The organism is Actinoplanes sp. NPDC051513 (assembly GCF_044454685.1).
Taxonomy (GTDB): Bacteria; Actinomycetota; Actinomycetes; order Mycobacteriales; family Micromonosporaceae; genus Actinoplanes.
The window spans coordinates 135250-158163 of record NZ_JBITDW010000006.1 but is presented as its reverse complement, the minus strand read 5'-3'; the positions used below and the strand labels follow the sequence as shown (position 1 = coordinate 158163).

General features: G+C 70.5%; 24 protein-coding genes and 1 pseudogene. 16 read left to right on the top strand and 9 right to left on the bottom strand.

Translation table 11 applies throughout. The features are described from left to right. Positions 1-70: 70 nt before the first annotated feature. The 4 genes from ACIA5D_RS21170 to ACIA5D_RS21155 all read left to right on the top strand — a co-directional run bounded on the left by ACIA5D_RS21170 (position 71) and on the right by ACIA5D_RS21155 (position 3088). Positions 71-469 carry a VOC family protein gene (locus tag ACIA5D_RS21170; protein WP_396031843.1) on the top strand — a complete coding sequence of 133 codons (399 nt, stop codon included), beginning with the start codon at positions 71-73 and terminating at the stop codon, positions 467-469. A gap of 95 nt (positions 470-564) precedes the next feature. Beyond that, a complete protein-coding gene (locus ACIA5D_RS21165; RefSeq protein ID WP_396031842.1) occupies positions 565-2265 on the top strand; it encodes a SulP family inorganic anion transporter in 1701 nt (566 codons plus the stop codon). Positions 2266-2307: 42 nt separating this feature from the next. Then, a complete protein-coding gene (locus ACIA5D_RS21160) occupies positions 2308-2664 on the top strand; it encodes a VOC family protein (RefSeq protein WP_396031841.1) in 357 nt (118 codons plus the stop codon). A gap of 52 nt (positions 2665-2716) precedes the next feature. Beyond that, a complete protein-coding gene (locus tag ACIA5D_RS21155; protein ID WP_396031840.1) occupies positions 2717-3088 on the top strand; it encodes a hypothetical protein in 372 nt (123 codons plus the stop codon). 313 nt (positions 3089-3401) lie between these two features. Here the strand turns inward: ACIA5D_RS21155 and ACIA5D_RS21150 are convergent, their stop codons facing one another. Then, positions 3402-4052 (bottom strand): hypothetical protein, encoded by a 651-nt coding sequence (locus tag ACIA5D_RS21150; protein WP_396031839.1) that lies wholly within the window; start codon positions 4050-4052, stop codon positions 3402-3404. 17 nt (positions 4053-4069) lie between these two features. Between ACIA5D_RS21150 and ACIA5D_RS21145 the strand changes: the two genes are divergently transcribed. Continuing rightward, positions 4070-4249 carry a hypothetical protein gene (locus ACIA5D_RS21145; RefSeq protein WP_396031838.1) on the top strand — a complete coding sequence of 60 codons (180 nt, stop codon included), beginning with the start codon at positions 4070-4072 and terminating at the stop codon, positions 4247-4249. Here the strand turns inward: ACIA5D_RS21145 and ACIA5D_RS21140 are convergent. The 3 genes from ACIA5D_RS21140 to ACIA5D_RS21130 form a co-directional block, all read right to left on the bottom strand. Further along, positions 4223-5224: an App1 family protein gene (locus ACIA5D_RS21140; protein ID WP_396032190.1), complete on the bottom strand. Its 1002-nt coding sequence runs from the start codon at positions 5222-5224 to the stop codon at positions 4223-4225. The genes ACIA5D_RS21145 and ACIA5D_RS21140 overlap by 27 nt on opposite strands. Before the next feature lie 145 nt (positions 5225-5369). Next, positions 5370-6083 carry a hypothetical protein gene (locus tag ACIA5D_RS21135; RefSeq protein WP_396031837.1) on the bottom strand — a complete coding sequence of 238 codons (714 nt, stop codon included), beginning with the start codon at positions 6081-6083 and terminating at the stop codon, positions 5370-5372. Positions 6084-6212: 129 nt separating this feature from the next. Then, the gene (locus tag ACIA5D_RS21130; protein ID WP_396031836.1) at positions 6213-6578 is read right to left on the bottom strand and encodes a hypothetical protein; all 366 of its coding nucleotides are present in this window, start codon (positions 6576-6578) and stop codon (positions 6213-6215) included. A gap of 92 nt (positions 6579-6670) precedes the next feature. Between ACIA5D_RS21130 and ACIA5D_RS21125 the strand changes: the two genes are divergently transcribed. The 8 genes from ACIA5D_RS21125 to ACIA5D_RS21090 all read left to right on the top strand — a co-directional run bounded on the left by ACIA5D_RS21125 (position 6671) and on the right by ACIA5D_RS21090 (position 16280). After that, positions 6671-7507, top strand: a complete 837-nt coding sequence (locus ACIA5D_RS21125) for an NAD-dependent protein deacetylase (protein WP_396031835.1) — start codon at positions 6671-6673, stop codon at positions 7505-7507. A 191-nt stretch (positions 7508-7698) separates the two neighbouring features. Beyond that, on the top strand, positions 7699-8700 hold the full coding sequence (locus tag ACIA5D_RS21120) for a LacI family DNA-binding transcriptional regulator (protein ID WP_396031834.1): 1002 nt from the start codon (positions 7699-7701) through the stop codon (positions 8698-8700). Between the two features lie 229 nt (positions 8701-8929). Continuing rightward, positions 8930-10612, top strand: coding sequence for an ABC transporter substrate-binding protein (locus ACIA5D_RS21115; protein ID WP_396031833.1), 1683 nt, complete (start codon positions 8930-8932; stop codon positions 10610-10612). Between the two features lie 62 nt (positions 10613-10674). After that, a complete protein-coding gene (locus ACIA5D_RS21110) occupies positions 10675-11721 on the top strand; it encodes an ABC transporter ATP-binding protein (protein WP_396031832.1) in 1047 nt (348 codons plus the stop codon). Continuing rightward, the gene (locus ACIA5D_RS21105; protein WP_396031831.1) at positions 11718-12698 is read left to right on the top strand and encodes an ABC transporter permease; all 981 of its coding nucleotides are present in this window, start codon (positions 11718-11720) and stop codon (positions 12696-12698) included. Before ACIA5D_RS21110 ends, ACIA5D_RS21105 begins: the two co-directional genes overlap by 4 nt. Before the next feature lie 3 nt (positions 12699-12701). Beyond that, entirely contained in the window at positions 12702-13769 is a 1068-nt protein-coding gene (locus ACIA5D_RS21100; RefSeq protein ID WP_396031830.1) for an ABC transporter permease, read from the top strand. After that, a complete protein-coding gene (locus ACIA5D_RS21095; RefSeq protein WP_396031829.1) occupies positions 13769-14773 on the top strand; it encodes an ABC transporter ATP-binding protein in 1005 nt (334 codons plus the stop codon). The genes ACIA5D_RS21100 and ACIA5D_RS21095 overlap by 1 nt, the downstream gene beginning before the upstream one ends. Positions 14774-14879: 106 nt before the next feature. Then, on the top strand, positions 14880-16280 hold the full coding sequence (locus tag ACIA5D_RS21090) for a GH1 family beta-glucosidase (RefSeq protein WP_396031828.1): 1401 nt from the start codon (positions 14880-14882) through the stop codon (positions 16278-16280). Positions 16281-16355: 75 nt separating this feature from the next. Here ACIA5D_RS21090 and ACIA5D_RS21085 read toward each other — a convergent pair whose 3' ends face one another. Next, positions 16356-17564 carry an ROK family protein gene (locus ACIA5D_RS21085; RefSeq protein ID WP_396031827.1) on the bottom strand — a complete coding sequence of 403 codons (1209 nt, stop codon included), beginning with the start codon at positions 17562-17564 and terminating at the stop codon, positions 16356-16358. Between the two features lie 99 nt (positions 17565-17663). On the opposite strand from ACIA5D_RS21085, the gene ACIA5D_RS21080 reads away from it, so the two are divergent. Together ACIA5D_RS21080 and ACIA5D_RS21075 are read left to right on the top strand one after the other, a co-directional pair. Beyond that, positions 17664-18485, top strand: coding sequence for a class I SAM-dependent methyltransferase (locus ACIA5D_RS21080; RefSeq protein ID WP_396031826.1), 822 nt, complete (start codon positions 17664-17666; stop codon positions 18483-18485). Positions 18486-18539: 54 nt separating this feature from the next. Continuing rightward, on the top strand, positions 18540-18749 hold the full coding sequence (locus ACIA5D_RS21075) for a hypothetical protein (protein WP_396031825.1): 210 nt from the start codon (positions 18540-18542) through the stop codon (positions 18747-18749). Between the two features lie 59 nt (positions 18750-18808). On the opposite strand, the gene ACIA5D_RS21070 is transcribed toward ACIA5D_RS21075, so the two are convergent. The 4 genes from ACIA5D_RS21070 to alr are packed head-to-tail and all read right to left on the bottom strand — an operon-like array spanning position 18809 to position 22724. After that, the gene (locus ACIA5D_RS21070) at positions 18809-19459 is read right to left on the bottom strand and encodes a response regulator (protein ID WP_396031824.1); all 651 of its coding nucleotides are present in this window, start codon (positions 19457-19459) and stop codon (positions 18809-18811) included. Beyond that, positions 19456-20610, bottom strand: a complete 1155-nt coding sequence (locus tag ACIA5D_RS21065) for a sensor histidine kinase (protein ID WP_396031823.1) — start codon at positions 20608-20610, stop codon at positions 19456-19458. The genes ACIA5D_RS21070 and ACIA5D_RS21065 overlap by 4 nt, the downstream gene beginning before the upstream one ends. Continuing rightward, entirely contained in the window at positions 20603-21550 is a 948-nt protein-coding gene (locus tag ACIA5D_RS21060; protein WP_396031822.1) for a D-alanine--D-alanine ligase, read from the bottom strand. The genes ACIA5D_RS21065 and ACIA5D_RS21060 overlap by 8 nt, the downstream gene beginning before the upstream one ends. Position 21551: 1 nt before the next feature. Next, complete coding sequence (gene alr / locus ACIA5D_RS21055; RefSeq protein ID WP_396031821.1) at positions 21552-22724, bottom strand: alanine racemase; 1173 nt, start codon at positions 22722-22724, stop codon at positions 21552-21554. On the opposite strand from alr, the pseudogene ACIA5D_RS21050 reads away from it, so the two are divergent. Then, positions 22692-22914: pseudogene (locus ACIA5D_RS21050) on the top strand (hypothetical protein); the annotation flags it as partial. The gene alr and the pseudogene ACIA5D_RS21050 overlap by 33 nt on opposite strands.

Below are 22914 nucleotides of genomic sequence, written 5' to 3'. Positions count from 1 at the left end.
GACACGCTGGCCCGATCCGGCGGGAATGTCCATCCACGGGCCGGGCGACACGCACGTGAGAGGGTGGTTCATGCCATTGAGTGCCTATCCCCTCCGAGCCTCGATCGCCGTATCCGACATCCAGCAGGCCGTCGCGTTCTACGAAGGCAAACTCGGCCTGCGGGCGCTGCGGTCCGGCCCCAGCGCCGCCATCGCCGACGGCAGCCGCGTCTACGGCTCCGGCGGCGGACCGGCGCTGAATGTGTTCCAGTCGGCCACCGCCGGGAAGACCCCGGCGACCCTGGCGACGTGGTACGTCGACGACATCGACCAGATCGTCGACGAGCTCACCGCGTCGGGCGTCGAGTTCGTCCGCTACGACCAGCTCGAACACGACACCAAGGGGATCACCGCCCGAGCCGGCGGCGGACGGATCGCGTGGTTCCAGGACCCGGACGGCAACACCTTCGCCCTCGAAGCCGACGTCTGACGCCTGCCTCATTCATCGAGCTGCATCGGGCGAGACCGTGCGACTCGTCCGCCCGGGGTGAGGTGGCCGTCAAGCGCGTCTGTGAGCTTGAACGGATGAACGTGGTTCCTGGGCTGCTGCGCGGATATCAAAGATCCTGGCTGGCCCGGGACGTGATCGCGGGTCTCACCCTGTCGGCGGTGGCCATCCCCGAGGTGATGGGGTACACCTCGATCGCGCAGACGCCGATCGTGACCGGGCTTTACACGGTCATCTTCCCGACCCTGGTATTCGCGTTGCTGTGTTCGTCGCGGTTGCTCGTCGTCGGTGCGGATTCGGCTACCGCCGCGGTGCTCGCCGCGGGGCTGTCCGGTCTCGGTGTCGCCGGGGTCACGCCCGGCTCGCCCGGCTGGCTGGCCTTCGCCGGCCTGACCGCGCTCGTGTGCGGTGTGCTGCTGGTCTTGGCGCGCCTGCTACGGCTCGGATTCATCGGGGATTTCCTGAGCGCATCGGTCCTGATCGGATTCCTCACCGGGGTCGGTATCCAGGTGTTCTCGGGGCAGATCCCCGGCCTGCTCGGCATCCCGAAGGGCGGCGGCAACTGGTTCGCCCAGCAATGGCACTGGATCACCTCGCTCTCCTCGGCCAGCCTCGTGACCTGCGCGTTCGGGCTGAGCACCGTGGTGATCATTCGGCTGTTCAAGCGGTTCCTCCCGGTCGTTCCGGGTGCCATCGTCGCCGTATTGCTGCTGACCACGATCTCTGCCCTGACCGACGCGCACGCGCACGGTGTGGCGGTAGTGGGCGCCGTGCAGGGCGGCTTTCCCCCGATCGGGCTGCCGTCCGGTGTCTCCTGGTCGGACGTGCCGAAGGTGCTGCCGACCGCCCTCTCGTGCTTCGTGCTGATCATCGCCCAGAGCGCCGCCACCTCGCGTAGCTTCGCCTTCAAGCACGGCGACGCCGTCGACATCAACCGGGACATCGTCGGGCTCAGCGGCGCCAACCTCGCTGCCGGCATCACCGGCACCTTCGTGGTCAACGGCAGCCCGACCAAGACACAGATCCTGGACGAGCAGAAGGGCCGCACCCAATTGGCCAACATGACGATGGCCGCGGTCGTGCTGCTCTTCACGCTGTTCTTCACCGGGCTGCTGGCCGACATGCCCACGGCGGTGCTGGCCGGCATCGTCCTCCTGATCGGGCTCAGCCTGATCGACGTGCCGGGCATGCGGCGACTGTGGCGGCGGCGCCGCAACGAGTTCGCGGTCGCTCTCATCACGACGGTCACCGTCTTCGCCGTGGGTGTCGAACAGGGGATCATCCTCGCGCTCGTGCTGTCGCTGCTCGATCTCGTCCGGCGGCAGTACCGTCCCGGCGACTACGTGGTCGCGGAGGACGAGGCCGGCGAGCCGGTGTACCTGCCTGCGGCGCCCGGCGCGCAGAGCCGGCCCGGGTTGGTGATCTTCCGGTACGACGCGGAGCTGTTCTACGCCAACGCCAGCCGCTTCGCCGATCACTTCGAGGCGGTGCTCTCCGCGGCTCCCGATCCGGTTCGGTGGATCGCGCTGGACTGCGGAGCGATTCCCGACATCGACTATTCGGCGGGCCTGACGCTGGCCAACCTCATCGACTACAGCCGGGCGCACGATGCCCGCTTCGTCCTGGTCCGACCGGACACCCAACTACTCGCGACGCTCCGCGCGTACGGAACGATGGACAAGTTGAGCGCCGGCGACGTCTTCCCGACGCTGGCCGCGGTCTTCGAGGCCTACCAGGCCGGTCCCGGGGCAGCGCCGTCCCGGCAAGCCGAGCGATGAGCAACGATGCCGGGCACCGCTGGGACGGTCTACCATCAGGGAGTGATCAACGGTGCGCACGTGATCCTGTACAGCCGCGACGCCGAGGCCGACCGGGCGTTCTTCCGGGACGTGCTGGGGTACCCGCACGTCGACGCGGGCGGCGGCTGGCTCATCTTCAAGACCCCGCCCGGCGAACTGGCCCTGCACCCGGCCGACGGACCGCCGGCGCAGGAGTTCTACCTGATGTGTGACGACCTCGCCGCCACCATGGCCGAGCTGAGCGAGCGCGGGGTCGAGTTCACCGGACCGGCCGCCGACCGGGGCTGGGGCCTGCTGACGGGCATCAGGCTGCCCGGCGGTGGACAGCTCGGCCTGTACGAGCCCCGCCACCCGATCGCCCACGCCCTGCCCCACTGACGCCCGCACCGGACACGCATCAGCACTCACCCGGCGGGGTAACCAGGCAATCATGGCGATCTACGACGTCAATCCCGCGGCGAGACAGCGCGCACAGCAACTCATCCAAGCCCGCCAGTACGTGCTGGACAGTGACTGGGGCACTGTCCAGCCACGCGCCGACGCCGAGAACGCGTTCCTGGAACGGCATTCGTGGCAGGAGTACGGCGCGTGGCACCTCGGCCTCACCGAGGGCGCCGGCGACGAGACCAAGGCCCGGTACGCCTTCGTCTTCGGCGACTTCCGCCGCATCCATCGCACCGGCTTGATCGCCTGCGTCTACCGAGCAGCGGAATGGCGCCACAAGGACATCGAACTGGCCGCCCATCAACTGCTGCAGGAGCTCGACACGGCGGCCGGCATCACTCCCACCGCCACCGCCTGACCAGACACCGGCTGGGCTGGGCGCGCCATGGCCGGGGGTCGTGCGTGGTCACGGTGGGTGCCACCCGCTGCGGTGGGGCGGCGGCCGGGCTGGGGTTGCCATGGCCGGGGGGCCGTGCGTGGTCACCATGAGCGCCGCCCGTCACGGTCATCGGCGGTTGCCGTCGCCGACGCCGGCTTCGAGCCCAGCTCGCCCGGGCTGCCGCGCCCGGCGCGGAGATCTTGATTAGTGGCGGCTTGCCGCGAACGGGAAGTCATCAGCGCAGCACACCCGGCCGGCGTCGCCTGACGCGCGGACGTCGCGGGCCTGATTCTCACTCGGGGACGTCGACCTCGATCTCGTCGCTCAGGGTGAAGCCGTCGCACAGCTCCAGCTCGTCGCCGCTCCAGAAGCGGCCGGGGTCGTACCAGTTGGGCTGCTTGCCGCGGGCGAGCAAGCCCATGTCCTCGTACGTCACCGCGACCACCTCGGCGCAGTAGGCCGTCTCGAGGCCGGCGTCGCCGACCGGGCCCCGCTGCCACTTGCGCGGGCGGATCTGGGGCACCCGGCCGCGCACCCATCGCCAGGCCAGCTGGGCCGACGACGGGAACGGCGTGCCGTCGAGGCGGGCCACCGTCTTGAGCGCTTTGTCTTCCATGTCGCGGGGCACGCCCGGCTCGAGCTGGCGCAGCCAGCCCCGCTGGCCGTACCGGTGTGCCCAGACCGTGACCGCGTCGCGGAGGTCGTGCAGCTGGACGCCGCGCTGGAACGTGCCGGACCACAGGTCTGGCAGCGATTTTCCGAGCTCGGCGTGCCACATGAGGGGCGGCATGTCCTCGATGACCAGGGACATGCCGACGTGGTTGACCGGGCTGTTGGTCAGCGTCTGGATCGCCCGGTCGGGGCCGGAGCGGCCGCGGAAGATCCAGATGTCACCCGTGCGCGTCAGGTCGAGGGCCTGATCGAGACTGATAGCGGCGTCCACGTGTCTATCCTCGGATGATGCGTTGGTGGAAAGTAGTGGGCTTGGCCGGATTGGCAGGAGTCGCGGCCACCGGGGTCGTCGTGGCCAGGGCGGAGCGCAAGCGGCGCGCGTATTCGCCGGACGAGGTACGCAGCCGCCTGCACCAGCGGGTCGCCGAGGCGGCGACCGAATCAGACAACATCAGTATCGCGGAGTAGCGACCATAGCCCGGCGCCGTCGGGCGCGCTGAACCACGTCTTGCCCCCGGAGCCGACCGCCTCGGCCGTGCCCGCCGGGCCAGGAATGGCGCCGGCCAGCACCGACTGTGTCGGGGAGAGCCGGCGGATCGCCACGGCGGCCACATTTTCGGGGTGGGCGTGCGCGAACTCGGAGTAGATCTCCTGGTCGTGCTGGCCGTCGTCGCCGATGAGCAGCCACTTGATGTGCGGGAACTCGGCAGCCAGGCGGCGCAGCGTGTTGCGCTTGTGTTCCTGGCCGCTGCGGAACCACCGGTCGGGGGTCGGTCCCCAGTCGGTGAGCAGCAGGGGGCCCGCGGGGTACAGGTGGCGGGAGAGGAAGCGGGTGAGCGTGGGAGCGACGTTCCACGCGCCGGTGGACAGGTAGAACACCGGAGCGCCCGAGTTCGCCGTGATCAGCCGCTCGTAGAGGACCGCCATGCCGGGGACGGCCATGCGGGCGTGCTCGTCGAGCACGAACGTGTTCCACGCCGCGAGCAGCGGGCGCGGCAGCGCGGTGACCATGACCGTGTCGTCGATGTCGGAGACCAGGCCGAAGCGGCAGTCGGGGTCGACCACGCGGATCGGCGCGTCGGCCGGCTGGGCGCCGTCGGTGGTCAGGCGCGCCTTGGCCCAGCCGGGCGCGAGGTCGCCCTTGACCCGGCAGTCGACGTAGCCGCTGCGGTCGGTGCGGGTCTCGGTGACCTGGTCGCCGATCTGGATGCGCACGACCGCGTTGCTGACCGGGGAACTCATGAAGCTGCGCCAGCCGCGCACCTTTTCCAGCGTCTTGCCGGACGCGGCGCCGCGGGTCAGCACGACGCGGGCCATCACCCGGGCCCAGCCGGGCGCGCCATACCCCGTATACGCCGTGATCACCGGCCGCCAGCCGCGATGGCGCAGCCGGCGTTCGACGATCTCGTGGAGGGCGTCCTCCACCACCGCGGCGCGGTGCATACGGACCGCGGGCGGGGAGGCGCCCGGAGTCTGCGTCACGCTGGCCCCCTAACCGTCTTCAGGTGCGGCGGTCATCCCGTGCGGTTACGGTACCTGGCCGGTATGACACTCGCGGAGTAATGCGTGATCACTCCATTCACGACTTTCAGGCCGCCGCCGGAAGCTCGGCCGTGGTCCACGCGTCGGCCCACCACTGTTCATCGGCGGCCGGTTGCCCGGCTCCGGCGCGCGTGACCGCGGCGGCCGTCTCGCGCCGGAGGCTGCGCAGCGCCTCGGCTGCCGACTCGGCCTCCTGCCAGGCCGCACGCTCGTGGTGAAGCGCTTTCTGATACTGCGCCCAGCGATGATCGCGCATCGCCTGCCGCAGCGCCGACTCCTGCACCACCGGATGCAGCCGCGGGTTCCAGCCGCGGTGGGCGAAGATGTCGTTCAGCTGCGCGATGGAGATCTCGCGGTTGCGGGCGGCCGCACTCGCAGCGTGATGCAGATAACGCTGACGCTCCGCATTCTCGCCGGGCTTGCGGCGCCGGCTCATCAACGGGTAGGCGCACGCCTTGGCGGCCTGGAGGGCGACCTTGTCGGCCGCGTCGAACGCGAGCCAGGCCGCGTCCAGCTCCTGCTGGGCCTCGGCCCAGGCGGATCGGCGTCGCTCGGCCATGGCGGCGGCGCGCCCGGCGGCCACCGACACCTCGCTCGCGTAGCGGCGGGCGTCGGCGTCGGCCTCGGCGACCGGTTCGGGGACCGGCCGGGTGCGGCGGGCGAACAGGCCGGCCAGGAGGAACACGCCGAGCAGCATGAGCACCCAGAGCGCGGCGGCCTGCGGGACGGAGACCAGAAAACTGTCCAAAGCGGTTTCCACGATGCACCTCACAACCCAAAGACTTTTAACTGCAAAGGCTTTTTTCGTACGGGCGGACGGGGTGACGCCTTCCGCGGCCGCGTGACCCGGCGCCTCGAGCGGCGGTGGGTGACGGCAGGCGCGGAAGAATCAGGCCGTGGGCGGGGCCCGCTGGCCGTGGACGCGGAGGACGGCGCCGGCGAGCACGACCGTCAGGGCCGCGACGACGATCACCACGGCCGGCTCGGGCGAGGCGGGCGCGCCGATGACCCGTACCGGAGAAGGTGTTGACGCCGAATCACTCACGGTGACCGAAGTCGCTGCGGTTGCCGTCGTGATGACGGCGAGTGACGGCGCGGTCAGCGCGGGCGCGGGCGACGCGACGGGACCGGCGAGAGCCAGGGCCAGCAGCGCGAGGCCGGCGAAGAAGCGGAGCAGGCGGCGAGAATCCCAGTCACTGCGGAGCCCGAGGTGGGAAACCCAGTGACTGCGGAGCTCACGCGCCACAGCTGCCACGAGAACAACCTACCGAATTGGTGTGCAACGTGCACGGCTCGCCGAGGTCACGGCCGTGTGACTCGGTACACCTGGCGAGGGACTATTGGTGCGTGGAACTTCAGGTGGTGGAGCAGGTGGCGACCCTCGGCGAATGGGTGGCCGAGGGTGGCGTGGTGGTGCTGAGCGGCGCGGGGCTGTCGACGGATTCCGGCATTCCGGATTATCGCGGGCCTTCCGGCTCGGCGCGGCGCTCGACGCCGATGACCTACCAGACGTTCACCCGCGAACCTGATGAACGGCGGCGCTACTGGGCGCGCAGCCACCTCGGCTGGCGCACGATCGGCCTGGCCGAGCCCAACGACGGTCACCGGGCCGTGGCGCGGCTGCAGGAGCAGGGGCTGCTCGACGGGATCATCACGCAGAACGTGGACGGCCTGCACCAGGCGGCCGGCGCCCGCGACGTGGTCGAGCTGCACGGCAACCTCGCCCACATCACGTGTCTCGACTGCGGCACGCTGACCCCGCGCGAGGAGATGGGCGGCCGGCTCGACGCGGCCAATCCGGCGTTCGCGGGAGTCGCTCTCGCGTTCAACGCCGACGGCGACGCCGAGCTGGCCGACGAGTCGCTCGACGGATTCACCGTGGTGGATTGCCTGGACTGCGGCGGGATGCTCAAGCCGGACGTCGTCTACTTCGGCGAGACGGTGCCGGCCGACCGGGTGCAGCGCAGCTTCGAATTGGTCGAGAACGCCCGTACGCTGCTGGTTCTCGGTTCTTCGCTGACCGTGATGTCGGGCCGGCGGTTCGTGCTGCGGGCCGCGAAGCACGGGATTCGAGTGGCGATCGTCAATCGCGGGGTCACGCGCGGGGAGCCGTACGCAAGCCTCGTCATCGATGCCCCATTGGGCATCGTGCTGCCCCACGTGTCCGCGGTCTCCACCGCCTAAATCCGGATTTATCCGGTCTGTTTCGGCGAGGTTACCGTAGCGATACGCAAATAAAGTTTGTTTCTCATTGACGTGACACGGGCCACTGTCGTTAACTGCCGGAACCGGTCCCGAAACCGGTTCCGAAATCTGCGGGCAACACCCGGCGGGCATCGGGAAGAATCGCGGATATGCGCGGGACAGGAGGACCAGTGCCGATCACCATCGCCGATGTGGCGGCCCGGGCGAAGGTCAGCAAGACGACCGTGTCCCGGGTGCTGAACGGCAAGGGTGAGCTCGACGAGTCGACCGCCGCACGGGTGCGGGCGGTGATCGACGAGCTCGGCTACGTCCCCAGCTCCCGCGCCGTCGGGCTGGCCCGCGGCCGCACGCGGGTGGTGGGCATGCTCGTGCCGTCGCTGACCTGGCCGTGGATCGGCGAGGTGATCCAGGGCGCGGTCGACGTGCTCGAAACCGAGCGGTACGGCCTGCTGCTGTTCACCTGCAACCGCGGCGAGGAGTCGATGCGCCAGTTCGGCGCCCAGGTGTCCGCCAAGTCGTTCGACGGCCTGCTGGTCATCGAGCCCGAGGGCACCCTCGACTACATCTACACGCTGCACCGCCGCGGCCTGGCCGTGGTGCTCATCGACGACCGCGACCAGACCTCGGGCGACATCCCCAGCGTCAGCACCACCAACCACGACGGCGCCGGCTCGGCCGCCCGCCATCTGCTGCAGATCGGCCGCCGCAAGCCGCTGGTCATCACCGGCCCGGAGCGCTTCGGCTGCACCGTCCAGCGCAGCGCCGGCTTCGCGTCGGCCTTCGCCGAGGCCGGCCTCGCGATCGCGCCCGAGCGCGTCTCGCTCGGCGACTTCACGGTCGCCTGCGGCGCCGATGCCGTGCACACCGCGCTCGCCGCCGGCGTCGAGTTCGACTCGGTCTTCGCCCACAACGACCTCTCGGCGCTCGGCGCGATGCAGGCGCTGCTCGACAGCGGCCGCCGCACGCCGCAGGACGTCGCGGTGGTCGGCTTCGACGACATCCCGACCGCGGCGCACACCCAGCCGCCGCTCTCCACAGTGCACCAACCGCTGCGCGAGATGGGCGAGGCCGCGGCACGCACGCTGCTGGCCCATTTCGAGGGCACACCCCTGCCCAGCACGCCGACCGTCATCCCTACGACCTTCGTGACCCGCGGCTCCACAGTCGCCTGACCCGTCCCACTCCCGGTTGCCGCGCCCCGGCGATCCGACCCGTCAGCGTCCGTTTCCGTCGCCGCGCCCCGGCGACCTTGATCCCATAGCTTCCGCTCTGTCGTCGCGCCCCGACGACCGATCACGAAACACACCGCGAGCTCTCGGAGCCGGCCACCCGGGCCGGAACCGCGATACCGCACGCCCTCGGGCACCCCTCTTCACCCATTTCATCTGAGGAGCATTTGCGATGCAGAGAAGGAAACTGTTCGCGGTCGCCGTGGCGGGAGTGCTCGCCAGCGGCGGTCTCGCCGCGTGCAGCGACTCGCCCAACGCCAACAACGCGAACGCGAACAAGTCGGTCGACTTCCTGAAGATCGGCATGCCGAACGGCACCCAGACCGAGAACCACAACCCGTTCGCCGGCACCTCTTCGGCCAACGCGCTCGGCTACAAGTGGATGATCTACGAGCCCCTGACCCAGTGGAACCCGGTCAAGCCGGCCGACCCGGCCAAGCCGTGGCTCGCGAGCGACGTGAAGTGGGCGGCGGACTACAAGTCGGCGGACGTCACGGTCCGCGACAACGCCACCTGGTCGGACGGTCAGAAGCTCACCGCCGACGACGTCGCGTACACGTTCACGCTGCTCAAGGGCAATGAGGCGCTCAACCAGTACGCGATCCCGTACGACCAGATCACGGTCAACGGGAACGTCGTGCACCTGACGTTCAAGGCGCCGCAGTTCGTCAACCAGAACAAGATCATGGCGAACACCCCGATCGTCCCGAAGCACATCTGGGAGAAGATCGCGGACCCGGCGACCGACATCAACAAGAACCCGATCGGCTCGGGCCCGTACACGCTGAAGTCGTTCACTCAGGGCGGCGTCGTGCTGAGCGTGCGGGACAGCGGCTACTGGCAGGACCTGCCGAAGGTCAAGGAGCTGCGCTACGTGTCCTACGCGGACAACAGCGCGCAGACCACCGCCCTGGCCAACGGCGAGGCCGAGTGGAGCTTCGTCTTCATCCCGAACTACCAGGCCACCTTCGTCTCGAAGGACCCGCAGAACCACAAGATCTGGGCGCCCGGCGTGCTCGGCATCCACGGCCTGTACATCAACACCACGATCAAGCCGTTCGACGACCCGAAGCTGCGCCAGGCGATGAACATGGTCATCAACCGGGCGGACATCTTCAACCAGGCCGAGGCCGGGTACTTCCACCCGCAGATCGACAGCGTGACCGGCCTGCCGAACGGCGCCGGCGACGCGTTCATCGCGCCGGAGTACAAGGACAAGAAGCTGACCCCGGACGTGGCGGGCGCCAAGGCACTTCTGCAGGGCGCAGGTTACAAGCTGAACGGCACCACGCTGACCGACCCGTCCGGCAAGCCGGTCAAGATCACCCTGACCGACCCGGCGCCGTGGTCCGACTACCAGACCACGCTGGAGATCATCAAGACCAACCTGGCCGAGATCGGCATCGCGGCCACGGTCGACAAGGCCAACCAGGACAAGTGGGACCAGAACGTCCAGAAGGGCGACTTCCAGGCCACGATGCGGTGGACCAACGGCGGCGCGACGCCGTACGACATCTACCAGACCGTCATGGACGGCGACATGCTCAAGCCGATCGGCACCGCCGCTCAGCAGGGCAACTTCGGCCGCTTCAAGTCGCCGGAGGCCACCGCGGCGCTCAAGGCGTACGCGAACGCCACCAGCGACGCCGACCGCACCACCGCGATGAACAAGATCCAGAAGATCTTCGTGGAGCAGGCCCCGATGCTGCCGGTCGGCTCCGACAACGTGGGCGGCGCCTACAGCACGAAGAACTGGACCGGCTGGCCGAGCGACGCCGACCCGTACGCGGGCATGCAGCCCACCCAGCCGTACGCGCTCGACGTCGTCCTGCACCTCAAGCCCGCCAACTCCTGATCGCACCACGCCGCTCCCCGTCCGATGACGGGGAGCGGCGCCCCATCTTCGAAGGAAGTGGCATGACGTCGGTTCAAGACGCCAAGGCCCCGGCGAACGAAGTGGTGCTCGAGGCTGTCGGCCTGACGAAGCACTTTCCCGTACGCCGGAAACTGCGTGATCTCTTCACCTCCAAACACGACGCGGTGCACGCCGTCGACGATGTGCACCTGACCCTCCGGCGCGGCAAAGTGGTCGCGCTCGTCGGCGAGTCGGGCTCGGGCAAGTCCACAGTGGCCCGCCTGCTCGCCCAGCTCTACCCCCGCACCGGCGGCGACATCCAGCTGCACGGCGCGTCGACCCGGGTGAAGGGCGGCCGGGCGTTCCGCTCCTACGCCAGCCGGGTCCAGATGATCTTCCAGGACCCGTTCGCCTCGCTGAACCCGATCCACACGATCCGCTATCACCTGACGCGGGCGCTGCTGATCCACCAGAACGACGGCGGCGACCTCGAGGCGGCGCTGGCCGAGCTGCTGACCCGGGTGAGCCTCACGCCGCCCGAGCGCTACCTCGACAAGTTCCCGCACGAGCTCTCCGGCGGTCAGCGCCAGCGGGTGGCGATCGCCCGCGCGCTCGGCGCCCGGCCCGAGGCGCTGCTGGCCGACGAGCCGGTGTCCATGTTGGACGTGTCGATCCGCCTCGGCGTGCTGAACCTGTTGCGGAACCTCAAGGAACGCCTCAACCTCGCGATCCTGTACATCACCCACGACATCGCGTCGGCCCGCTACTTCGCCGACGAGACCCTCGTGATGTACGCCGGCCGGATGGTCGAGGGCGGCGACAGCGAGACCGTCACGCAGACGCCCGCGCACCCGTACACCCGGCTGCTGATCGACTCGGCGCCGGACCCGGACCGGCTCACCGGCGACGTCGACCCGCTCGAGGAGGACAAGGGCAACGGCGAGCCGCCGAGCCTGATCCACCCGCCGACCGGATGCCGCTTCCACCCGCGCTGCCCGGCCGCGATGCCACGCTGCTCGACCGACCTGCCGGTACGCCTGGAGATCGGCGACAAGCCTGGTCACTGGGCGGCCTGCTGGCTCTATGACCCCGCGGGGGCAGACAAGTGAAGTACCTCCTCCAGCGCATCGCGTTCTACCTCTTCACGGTCTGGGCCGCGATCACCATCAACTTCTTCATCCCCCGGCTGGTGCCCGGCGACCCGGTCCAGTCGCTGATCTCGAAGTACCAGGGTCAGCTCTCCACCAAGTCGATCCAGTCGCTGTACGTCCTCTTCGGACTCGACAAGCACCAGAGCCTCTGGAGCCAGTACATCGACTACTGGAAGCAGCTGTTCAACGGCGACCTGGGCCTGTCGTTCACGTTCTTCCCGGCCCCGGTCTCCCAGGTCATCGCCCAGGCCCTGCCGTGGACGGTGCTGCTCGTCGGCCTCACCACGATCATCAGCTTCACGCTCGGCACCGGGCTGGGCGTGCTCGCCGGCTGGCGGCGCGGCTCCTGGGCCGACGCCCTGCTGCCGGTCACCACGTTCTTCTCGTCGGTGCCGTACTTCTGGCTCGGCATCATCGCGATCTACCTGCTCGCCGGGCCGGACAGCTTCTTCCCGTCGTCGGGCGGCTTCGACTCGGGCCTGGTGCCCGCCTGGGACCAGTACTTCATCCCGAGCGCGCTCCAGCACAGCCTGCTGCCGGCGCTGACCATCCTGATCTCCTCGGTCAGCGGCTGGATCCTGAGCATGCGCAACATGATGGTGACGGTGGCCTCCGAGGACTACATCACCGTCGCGCACGCCAAGGGCCTGCCCGAGCGGCGGGTGGCCCTCTCGTACGCGGCCCGCAACGCGCTGCTGCCGAACATCTCCGGCTTCGCGCTGGCGCTCGGCTTCATCGTCGGCGGCACGCTGCTCGTGGAGATCGTCTTCTCGTACCCGGGGCTCGGCTTCACGCTGCTGCAGGCGGTGGGCGCCAAGGATTACCCGCTGATGCAGGGCATCTTCCTGATCATCACGATCGCCGTGCTGCTGGCGAACCTGCTGGCCGACGTCGCGTACATCCTCCTCGACCCGCGCACCCGCAAGGAGGGCTGAGCGATGACGATCCCCACCTCCAGCATCGAGCAGGTCATCCCGGGGCAGGGCTCGATGGCCCAGCCCGAGGCGTCGAAGCCCGGCAAGGCCAAGCGGCAGCGGTTCCGCTTCGTGCGCAACCGCAAGGCGGCCGCCGGCCTGATCATCCTGGGCATCTACGTGCTCTTCGCGATCATCGGGCCGTGGGTGGCGCCGTACGACCCGAGCGCGCGCAGCAACGACCTGGTGCAGGGCCCGTCGGCCGCCCACTGGTTCGGCACGACCCACCTCGGCCAGGACATCCTCAGTCAGATCCTGGTCGGCACCCGCAGCGTCATCTACGTCGGCTTCCTGGCCGGCATCATCGCGACCACGCTGAGCGTGCTGGTCGGCGTCAGCGCCGGCTACATCGGCGGCAAGACGGACGACACGCTGTCGGTGTTCACCAACGTCATCCTGGTCATTCCGGCCGTGCCCCTGATGATCATCATCACCTCGACGCTGAACAACGTCAGCGACACCCTGATCGCGGTGATCATCGGCCTCACCGCCTGGTCGTGGAACGCCCGGGTGCTGCGCGCCCAGACGCTGTCGCTGCGCCGGCGCGACTTCGTCGAGGCGTCCCGGGCGTCCGGCGAGCGCACCTGGCGGATCATCGGCTTCGAGCTGCTGCCGAACCTCACCGCGGTGATCGCCTCCGGCTTCGTCGGCACGGTCATCTTCGCGGTGCTCTCCGAGATCACGCTGGCGTTCATCGGCGTCGTCAACAACGGCTGGAACTGGGGCACGATCCTGTTCTGGGCGCAGGGCCAGCAGGCGCTCGGCCAGGACGCCTGGTGGTGGTTCGTGCCGGCCGGCCTCGCGATCGCCCTGCTCGGCATGTCGCTCTCGCTGATCAACTTCGGCATCGACGAGTTCGTGAGCCCGCGCCTGCGCTCGGCCGGCAAGACCAAGGTCAGGACGACCTCCGGCCGGACCGTGCGGATGCGGATCGGCTTCACGCCGGTGCTGTCCAGCACGCCGTCCTATCAGCAGTTCGTTCCGACGATCAATGCCGAGGGCGCGACCCCCGTGGCCCGGGAGGCGAAGTGATGGATCCCGTACTCGAGATTCGCAACCTCAACGTCGACTACGGACTCGGCGATCGCGCCGTGCACGCCGTACGCGACGTGAATTTGACCTTGCACAAGGGCGAGGTGCTCGGCCTGGCCGGGGAGAGCGGCTCCGGGAAGTCGACGCTCGCCTACGGGATGACCCGCCTGCTCGCGCCGCCGGGGGTGATCACCAGCGGAGAGGTGATCTACCACCCCGAGAAGGGCGAGCCCTACGACGTGCTCGCGCTCACCGACCGCCACCTGCGGCAGTTCCGCTGGGCCGAGACGGCGATCGTGTTCCAGGGCGCGATGAACTCGCTCAACCCCGTGCACAAGATCTCGACGCAGCTGGTCGACGTGCTCCGGGCCCACGAGCCGAAGATGAGCGAGCACAGCCGCAACGCCCGTGCCCGCGAGATGCTCAAGCTCGTCGGCATCTCCCCCGACCGGATGGACGCCTACCCGCACCAGCTGTCGGGCGGCATGCGGCAGCGCGTGATGATCGGCATGGCGCTGATCCTGCAGCCGCAGGTCGTGATCATGGACGAGCCGACCACCGCCCTCGACGTGGTGATGCAGCGGCAGATCCTCGGCCAGCTGATCGACCTGCGCGAACGGCTCGGCTTCTCGGTCATCTTCATCACGCACGACCTGTCGCTGCTGGTGGAGTTCTCCAACCGGATCGCCATCATGTACGGCGGCCGGATCGTCGAGGAGGCGCCGGCGGCCACCATCTACCGGGACGCGCTGCACCCGTACTCGAAGGGGTTGCTCGGCTCTTTCCCGGCCCTGCGTGGTCCCCGGCGCGAGCTCGCCGGCATCCCCGGTTCCCCACCGGACCTCGCGGGCATGCCCACCGGGTGCTCGTTCCACCCCCGTTGCCCCAGGGCGTTCGAGCCCTGTTCCACCGCCATCCCGGTGCTCGGCCGTCCGGACACCCCGGATGGAGCCGGCCGTACCGTCGCGTGCTGGCTGCATCCGGCCGAGCAAGCCGTCGGATGACGTGGGGGCCGGTCCTTTCACCGCTGAGGACCGGCCCCCTTCCTATCCCCGTCCAACCACCCCACCGCCGCCCCTAACCGGACTAAAGGCGGCCCACTGGAGAGACATGAACCCGACTACCACCACCGCCGCTGTCCCGCTCGTCACCGGCCTGCCGACCACGTTCCAGTGGGGCGTCGCCACCTCGGCCTATCAGATCGAGGGCGCCGCTTCCGAGGACGGGCGAACACCGTCCATCTGGGACACCTTCTGCCGGAAGCCCGGCGCCGTGCACAACGCCGACAACGGCGACGTGGCGTGCGATCACTACCACCGGATGCCGGCCGACGTGGCCCTGATCAAATCGCTGGGGGTGGACGCCTACCGGTTCTCGATCTCCTGGCCGCGGGTGCAGCCGGGCGGGCGCGGGCCCGCGAACCCGGCCGGGCTCGCGTTCTACGACCGGCTCGTGGACGAGTTGCTGGCCCAGGGGATCGACCCCTGGGTGACGCTGTACCACTGGGATCTGCCGCAGGAGCTCGAGGACGCGGGCGGATGGCCGGTCCGGGACACGGCCTACCGGTTCGCCGATTACGCCGCGCTCGTCTTCGATCGCCTCCAAGATCGAGTGGCCACGTTCACGACGCTGAACGAGCCGTGGTGCTCGGCGTGGCTGGGCTACAACGTGGGGGTACACGCGCCGGGGCGGCAGAACTTCGACGATTCGATTCGCGCGGTGCACCACCTGCTGCTCGGGCACGGGCTCGCCACGCAGCGGATGCGCGCGCTCGAGACGCGGCCGCACACCTACGGGATCACGCTGAACATGGGCACGGCCGATCCCGTCACCGACACCTTCGAGGACCGCGAGGCGGCCCGGCGCGCCGACGGGATGGGGTTGCGGATCTACCTCGACCCGCTCCGGCACGGGCAATACCCCGCGGACATGGTCGCGGATCTCGCCGCTCGCGGGTCGGCGTTCCCGGTCCAGGACGGTGACCTTTCGATCATCTCGGAGCCGTTCGAGGTGCTCGGGGTCAACTTCTACTTCGGGCAGGACTTCGCCGGGACCGACGAATCAGGCAACACGCACGATGCCGCCGGGGATCCGGTGGTGCGGGCCGTGCTGCCGGATGCTCCGCGGACCGCGATGAACTGGCCCATCACTCCGTCGCGCTTCACGCAGCTGCTGATGCGCCTGCACAACGACTACCCCGGCCTGCCCTTGGTCGTGACCGAGAACGGCGCGGCCTTCGACGACGCCCCCACCACATCCGGATTTGTCGCCGATGACGACCGGATCGCGTATTTGTCATCCCATATTGCGGCGGTGGCCGACGCGCGGGCGCAGGGGGCCGACGTGCGCGGTTACTTCGCCTGGTCCCTCATGGACAACTTCGAGTGGGCCGAGGGCTACGCCAAGCGCTTCGGCATCGTCCACGTCGACTACCGGACCCAGACGCGTACGCCCAAGCAGAGTGCCCTCTGGTTCCGCGACTCGATCGCACAGACCCGCTCCGCCGAGTAGTGCTCCCGCCGGCGGCTCCGCGGGGATCAACCCCGGGGCCGTCGGCGGCCTCCACCCCTCACCCCGCCGCCGCCGTCAGCGGCGGCTGCGCTCGTTCGGGCGGCGCGATCGGGGCGGGAGCGCGATCATCGGCTCCTCCCCCTCGGGCAGGCCGCCCTCGGCCAGCAGCTGGGCGATCGGGAGCGTCGCCGCCCCCATGGCCACCGCGTCCTGGCCCAGCGTGCACAGGTCGATGCTCGTCTGGCTGTACGGACGGCGCAGGGCGTGGCGGGCCGCGGCCTCGCGGATCTCGGGAAGGAACCGCTCGCCGAGGTGTGCGCCGGCGACGCCCCCGAGGACGATGCGCTCGGGGCTGAACAGGTTGATGAGGTCGGCGATGCCGGCGCCGAGGTAGCCGACCGTCTCGGCGAAGACCGGTACGGCCTCGGGGGGCGTGTCGGTCAGCATCGCGTCGACCAGGTCGGGAGTGTCCGCCAGCCCGGTGGCGGCCGCCAACCGCCGGGAGATACCGCCGGCGCCGACGTACGCCTCGAGGCATCCGCGCGAACCGCAGCGACACACCTCGCCGTCGTACACCAGGGTGGTGTGACCCCACTCGCCCGCGTTGCTGTTGGCGCCGCGGTAGCTGCGGCCGTCCATCACGACGGCCGCGCCCACGCCCGTACCGATCATGATGATGACCGCGTGGCGTGCGCCGCGCGCCGAGCCGAACCACATCTCGGCCTGGCCGAAGGTCTTGGCGCCGTTCTCCACGAAGATCGGCACGTTCGTGCCGGCCCGCAGCATGGCGCCGAGGGGCGACGCGTCCCAGCCGGTCGACTGCGAGTCGACCACGCCGTCGCGGTCGACCACGCCGGGCACGCCCACGCCGTAACCCAGCACGTCCTTGGCCGCCACGCCGGCCTCGGCGGTCACCGTGGCCAGGCCGGACAGCAACTGCGCGGCCACCTGGTCGGGGTCGTCGTCGTGTTCGAGCTCGACCGCGGCCAGCCGGGCCATCGACAGGTCGTAGAGCTCGACCAGCACCCGGGTCTCGGCCACGTCGGCGCCCACCACGTAGCGGAAGCCGGGCCGCACCCGCAGCAGCACCCGCGGGCGGCCGCCGTCCGAGCCGACCAGGCCGGCCTCCTCGACCAGGCCCTCCTCGAGCATCTCGCCGATCAGGTTGCTGACGCTGGCCTGGCTGAGCGCGGTGGTCGCGGCCAGCTGCTGGCGGCTCTGCAGACCGCCGTGGAACAGGTCGGTGAGCAGGCTGGACCGGTTGGCCCGGCGCACGTCACGCACCGTCGTACGCCTGCTCTCCAACGTCGCGCCCCCTCTGCTGCCGTCACCTGCTCCGAAACTCTACGGCGCGCCCGGCCCCGGGGCGTCTATGGTGCCCCCGTGACCGACTATCGCGACGTCAATCTGAGCCACTGGAACGAGCGCGCCGCCGCCCATGCCGCGTCGCCCGGCTATCCGGTGGCCTCGCTGGTGGCCGACCCGGCGGCGCTCAGTGAAGTGGTTGCCTTCGACCGGCCCCTGCTGGGTTCCCTCGATGGTCAGCGCGGTATCCACCTGCAGTGTCACATCGGCACCGACACCGTGTCGCTCTCGCGCCTCGGCGCCACGATGACCGGCCTAGATTTTTCCGACAAATCCCTTTTTGAGGCCCGCAGCATTGCGTCCCGGGCCGGTGCCGATGTTCGCTTTGTCCAGGCAGACGTGTACGACGCGCTCGCGGTGGCCGGCGACGGCTACGACTTCGTCTACACCGGAGTGGGCGCGCTCTGCTGGCTGCCGGACATCGCCCGCTGGGCCCGGGTGGTCGCCTCGCTGCTGAGGCCGGGCGGCCGGCTCTTCCTGCGCGAGGGCCACCCGATGCTGTGGTCCCTCGACGACGAGAACACCGACGCCCTCGTCGTGCGATATCCGTATTTCGAGCGCGCCGAGCCGATGGTCTTCACCTCCGACGGCTCGTACGTCGAGACCGACATCGAGCTGCGCGGCAGCACCACCCACGAGTGGAACCACGGCCTCGGCGAGGTCATCACCGCGGTGCTCGACGCGGGGATGACGCTGACCGGCCTGATCGAGCACCGCTCGGTGCCGTGGGAGGCGCTCCCGGGCCGCATGCATCTGCTGCCGAACGGCGAATGGGTGCTCGACGAGGAGCCCGACCGGCTGCCGCTGACCTACACCCTCCAGGCGACCCGTCCGGTTTAGAGATCGACGCGGGCGGGGTATCCCGGGTCATCCCCACGACCGAGGAGACCCCCGATGCGCACAGGATCCATCGGCGCAGCCATCCTGATCATCTGGCTGCTGCTGGGCAGCGTGGCCGCCTACGAGCGCGGCTACTTCAAGGACACCGGCGACACCAGCTGCGCGGAAGCCGGCACGATCATGGTGACGATCGTGGCGGGCCCCCTGAACTGGCTGGGCGTCAACCCGAAGATCAAGTGCGACGTCCCCGAGCCGAGCAAGTAAGTCCCCCACGCGAGCCGGGCGGCGGCGACAGGACCCACCACCTCTCGCCGTCGCCCCCTCTATGCAATCAAACCGTGCTCGTGCGCGAAGACGACGATCTGCACCCGGTCGCGTAGGGACAACTTCCGCAGGATCGCGCCGACGTGGGTCTTCACGGTGGACTCGCCCGCGAAGATCTCGGCGGCGATCTCGGCGTTCGACAGGCCGCGGGCCACGGCCCGGAAGACCATCCGCTCCTTGTCGGTGAGCGAGAGGTACGCGTCCGGCACCGGCGCCCGCGCCGCGAACTGCGTCTCCAGCAACGCGGTCAGGTCGGCCGGGGCGAGCACCGCGTTCCCCGCGTGCACGCTGCGGACCGCGTCGGCCAGCTGCGCGGGCGTGGTGTCCTTCAGCAGGAAGCCGCTCGCGCCGTACCGGATCGCGGTGGCCGCCCGATCGTCCAGGTTGAACGTCGTGAGCACCAGGACCCGCACCGGATGCGGGCGCGGCGTCGCGTAGATCAGCCGGGTCGCCTCGACGCCGTCCAACCCGGGCATGCGCAGATCCATCAGCACGACGTCCGGCTGCAGCTCATCCACCATGCGTACGGCGTCCCGGCCGTCGCCGGCCTCGCCGGCCACGCGAATCCCCTCCTGCGCGTTGAGGATCACCACGACGCCGGCCCGGAACAGCTCCTGGTCGTCGACGACCAGCACCTCGATGTCGCTCACGTCAGCGGTATCCGGGCGGTGGCCACGAAGACGTGGTCGCGGCGGCCGGCCGTCAGCGCGCCGCCGACCGCGGCCAGCCTCTCCCGCATGCCGTCCAGTCCCGACCCCGTGCCTTCCGAGCCCGCGCCCACCGCGTTGCGGACCTCGATGACCAGCGCCTCGTCGGCCCACGAGCGCCGCACGATCACCGGCCGGTCGCGCCGGCCGTGCCGGATCGCGTTGGTGAGCATCTCCTGAAGCACCCGGTAGGCCGCGGCCTGCGACTCCTCCCCGACCGGGCGCGGCGTCCCGTCCTGCCCCGACACCACCTCGTGCCCGCCGGACCGCAGGTTGTCGATCAGCTTGTCGAGGTCGTCCCCGGCGGTGTCCCGGGTCGCCGACAGCACGTCGCGCACCTCCCGGAGCGACGTCCGGGCCGAGGTCGCGATGGTGGCCAGCGCCGACTTGAGCGCCGCCGGATCGTCGTCCGGCAGGTACTGGCCCGACTCGGCCTGGGCCAGGATCACCGCGAGCGAGTGCCCGACGACGTCGTGGACGTCCCGGGCCAGGCGGGTCTGCGCGTCCCGGACCCGGGCGGTCTCCTCGGCCCGCGCCCGCTCCCGGGCGGCCCGGTCCACCTCGCCGCGGGCCCGGTCGGCGGTGCGCAGCGCCACGCCGGCCAGCCAGGGCGCGCCGAGCAGCGCCACGAACACGACGGCCACGCCGATCCGCCAGCCGATGCCCAGCCCGCGCACGGTGCCGGCGATCAGCTGCGAGGAGGCGATCGGCAGGTTGATCCGTACGGCGCCGACCTGCAGCAGGACCACCACGACCAGCGCTCCGGCCAGGATCGACAGCCCGCTCGCCCAGAGCGTGACCCGGCCGCCCCAGCGCGCGGCCCCGAACGCGACCACCACCACGGCGACCTGCGTGAACGCGAACGGGGTCCCGGTGGCGATCTGGCAGATCGGGATCAGCCAGACGATCACCAGGGAAAGCCACGGCGCCCGGCGGACCAACGCCACGGCCACGGCGGTACCGAGGACGACCAGCCAGAACAGGAACCGCCAGCCGGAGTACTCGAGCCACACCTGGGTCCGGTACTCGACCAGGCCGGAGACGAGGACGGCGGCCGCGGCCGCCACCTCGCCGCGTGGCAGACGATCATCCATGCCCACACGCTAGGCCGACCAGCGTGTCGAGCAGCCGCGGGTACGGCATTCCGGCGGCCGCGAACATCCTCGGGACCTGCGAGTGCTCGGTGAAGCCGGGCATCGTGTTCACCTCGTTGAGCACCGGGCCGGCCTCGGTCAAGAAGAAGTCGAACCGGGCGACGCCGCGGCAGCCGAGCGCTTCGTACATGGCGGTCGCGGCGTCCTCGATCGCCGCCACCGCGGCCGGTTCGATCGGCGCCGGGATCAGGAACTTGGCCGTCTCACCGCCATATTTGGCCGTGTAATCGAAGATTCCGTCGCCGACGATCTCGAGGGTCGGGCTCGTCAGCACCCTGTCCGGATTTTTCAGCACGGCCACGTCGATCTCACGACCCTTGATCACCTGCTCGACCAGGACGCGGTCGTCGTGCCGCAGCGCCCCGGCGATCGCGGCGGCAAGCTCGCCAGGCCGGCTCACCAGGGTCACGCCGAGGCTCGACCCGGCCGCGACCGGCTTGACCACGACCGGGCCGCTCCAGGCGTATCCGGCGGCCGTGCCGGCGGTGAGCAGCCGCCCCGGCGCGACGGCGATGCCAAGATCCTGAGCGATCAGCTTGGTCACCCATTTGTCCATCGCGAACGCTCCGGGCCGCAGACCCGAGCCGACGTACGGGACGCCGGCCAGCTCCAGCAGAGCGGCGAGGGTGCCGTCCTCGCCGCCGGGGCCGTGCACGATCGGGAGGGCCACGTCGCAGGCCTGGAGCTCGCCGACGGCGGCGGCCAGCCCGATCGGGTCGCCGGCGCCGTCCCGCCACGTGCCGTCCCGCCCGATCGTGAGGCGAACGATCTCGTACGCGCCGGGGTCGAGCGAGGCGGCGACGGCGGCCGCCGAGGCCAGCGACACCTCGTGCTCACCGTTGGCGCCGCCACCGATGACGGCGGCCCGGATCCGGGACATGTCAGATACCTCCGATGACGTGGCGGTGCGGGCGGGGGCCGAGCCCGGTGACGATCTCGTGCGGAAGGGTGCCGGCCCAGGCGGCCCAATCGGCGACGGTCGGCTCGCCGTCGTCGCCGGGCCCGAAGACGATCGCGGTGTCGCCGAGCCGAACGCCCGGGCCGGCTCCGTCTCCCGGGCCGGCTCCGTCTCCCGGGCCGGCTCCGTCTCCCGGGCCGGCACCGTCTCCCGGGCCGGCACCTTCTCCCGGGCCGGCACCTTCCCCCGGGCCGGCACCTTCCCCCGGGCCAGCGCCTTCTCCCGGGCCGGCGTCGACGACGATCTGGTCCATCGAGATGCGGCCGGCGATCGGGCAGCGGCGGCCGCCCAGCAAAACCTCGGCGTGCGGGCCGGCGTTCCGCGGGAGCCCGTCGGCGTAGCCGACCGGGAGCAGCGCGAGGGTGGTCGTGCGGGGCGCGCGCCAGGTGTGGTCGTAGCCGACCGGGGTGCCCGCCGCGACCCGGCGCACCTCGACGACCGGGGCGCTGAGCGTCATCGCGCCGCGCAGGGCCGTGGTGCCCGACGGATCGATGCCGACCAGCCCGGCGCCGGTGCGAACGAGGTCGAAGTGAGTGCCAGGGTCGGTCAGCGTCGCGGCGGTGGCGGCGAGGTGCCGCACCCGGGGGCGCAGGCCCATCGCGTACGCGATCGCGACCCCCTCCCGGAACCGCCGCACCGCCTCAGGCGTGTCCGGCCCGGCCAGGTGGCTCATCACGCCGATCACGACGACCCGCCCGCACAGCTCGGCCTCGCGGGCGGCCCGGCACAGCGCGAGCCATTCCCCGGCGTCGGCGCCGTCGCGGGCCATCCCGGTGTCGAGGTGCAGGTGGACGCGGGCGCCGGGCGGCATCGCGGCCAGATGGGCGAGGCTGGGCACGGCCAGGTCGATCCGGCGGGCCACGGCCGAGGCGAAATCCGCGCCCGGCGGGTTGAGCCAGCTCAGGATCGGCCCGCCGAGCCCCGCCGCGCGCAGCGCGAGTGCCTCGCCCAGCCCGGTCGCCCCCAGCCACGTGGCCCCGGCGCCGAGGGCGGCCCGGGCCACCCCTACCGCGCCGTGGCCGAACCCGTCGGCCTTCACCACGGCCATGAGCTCGCCCCGGGCGTGCGCCGCCAGCGTGCGCGTGTTGTCCGCCACCGCGCCCAGATCGACCGTGATCCGGGCCCCAACCGGGAGATCCAAGGCCGGGAGATCCGGGGCCAGGACGTCCGGGGCCGGGACGGCTGGAGCCGGGACGGCTGGAGCCGGGACGGCTGGAGCCGGGACGGCTGGAGCCGGGACGGCTGGAGCCGGGACGGCTGGAGCCGGGACGGCTGGAGCCGGGACG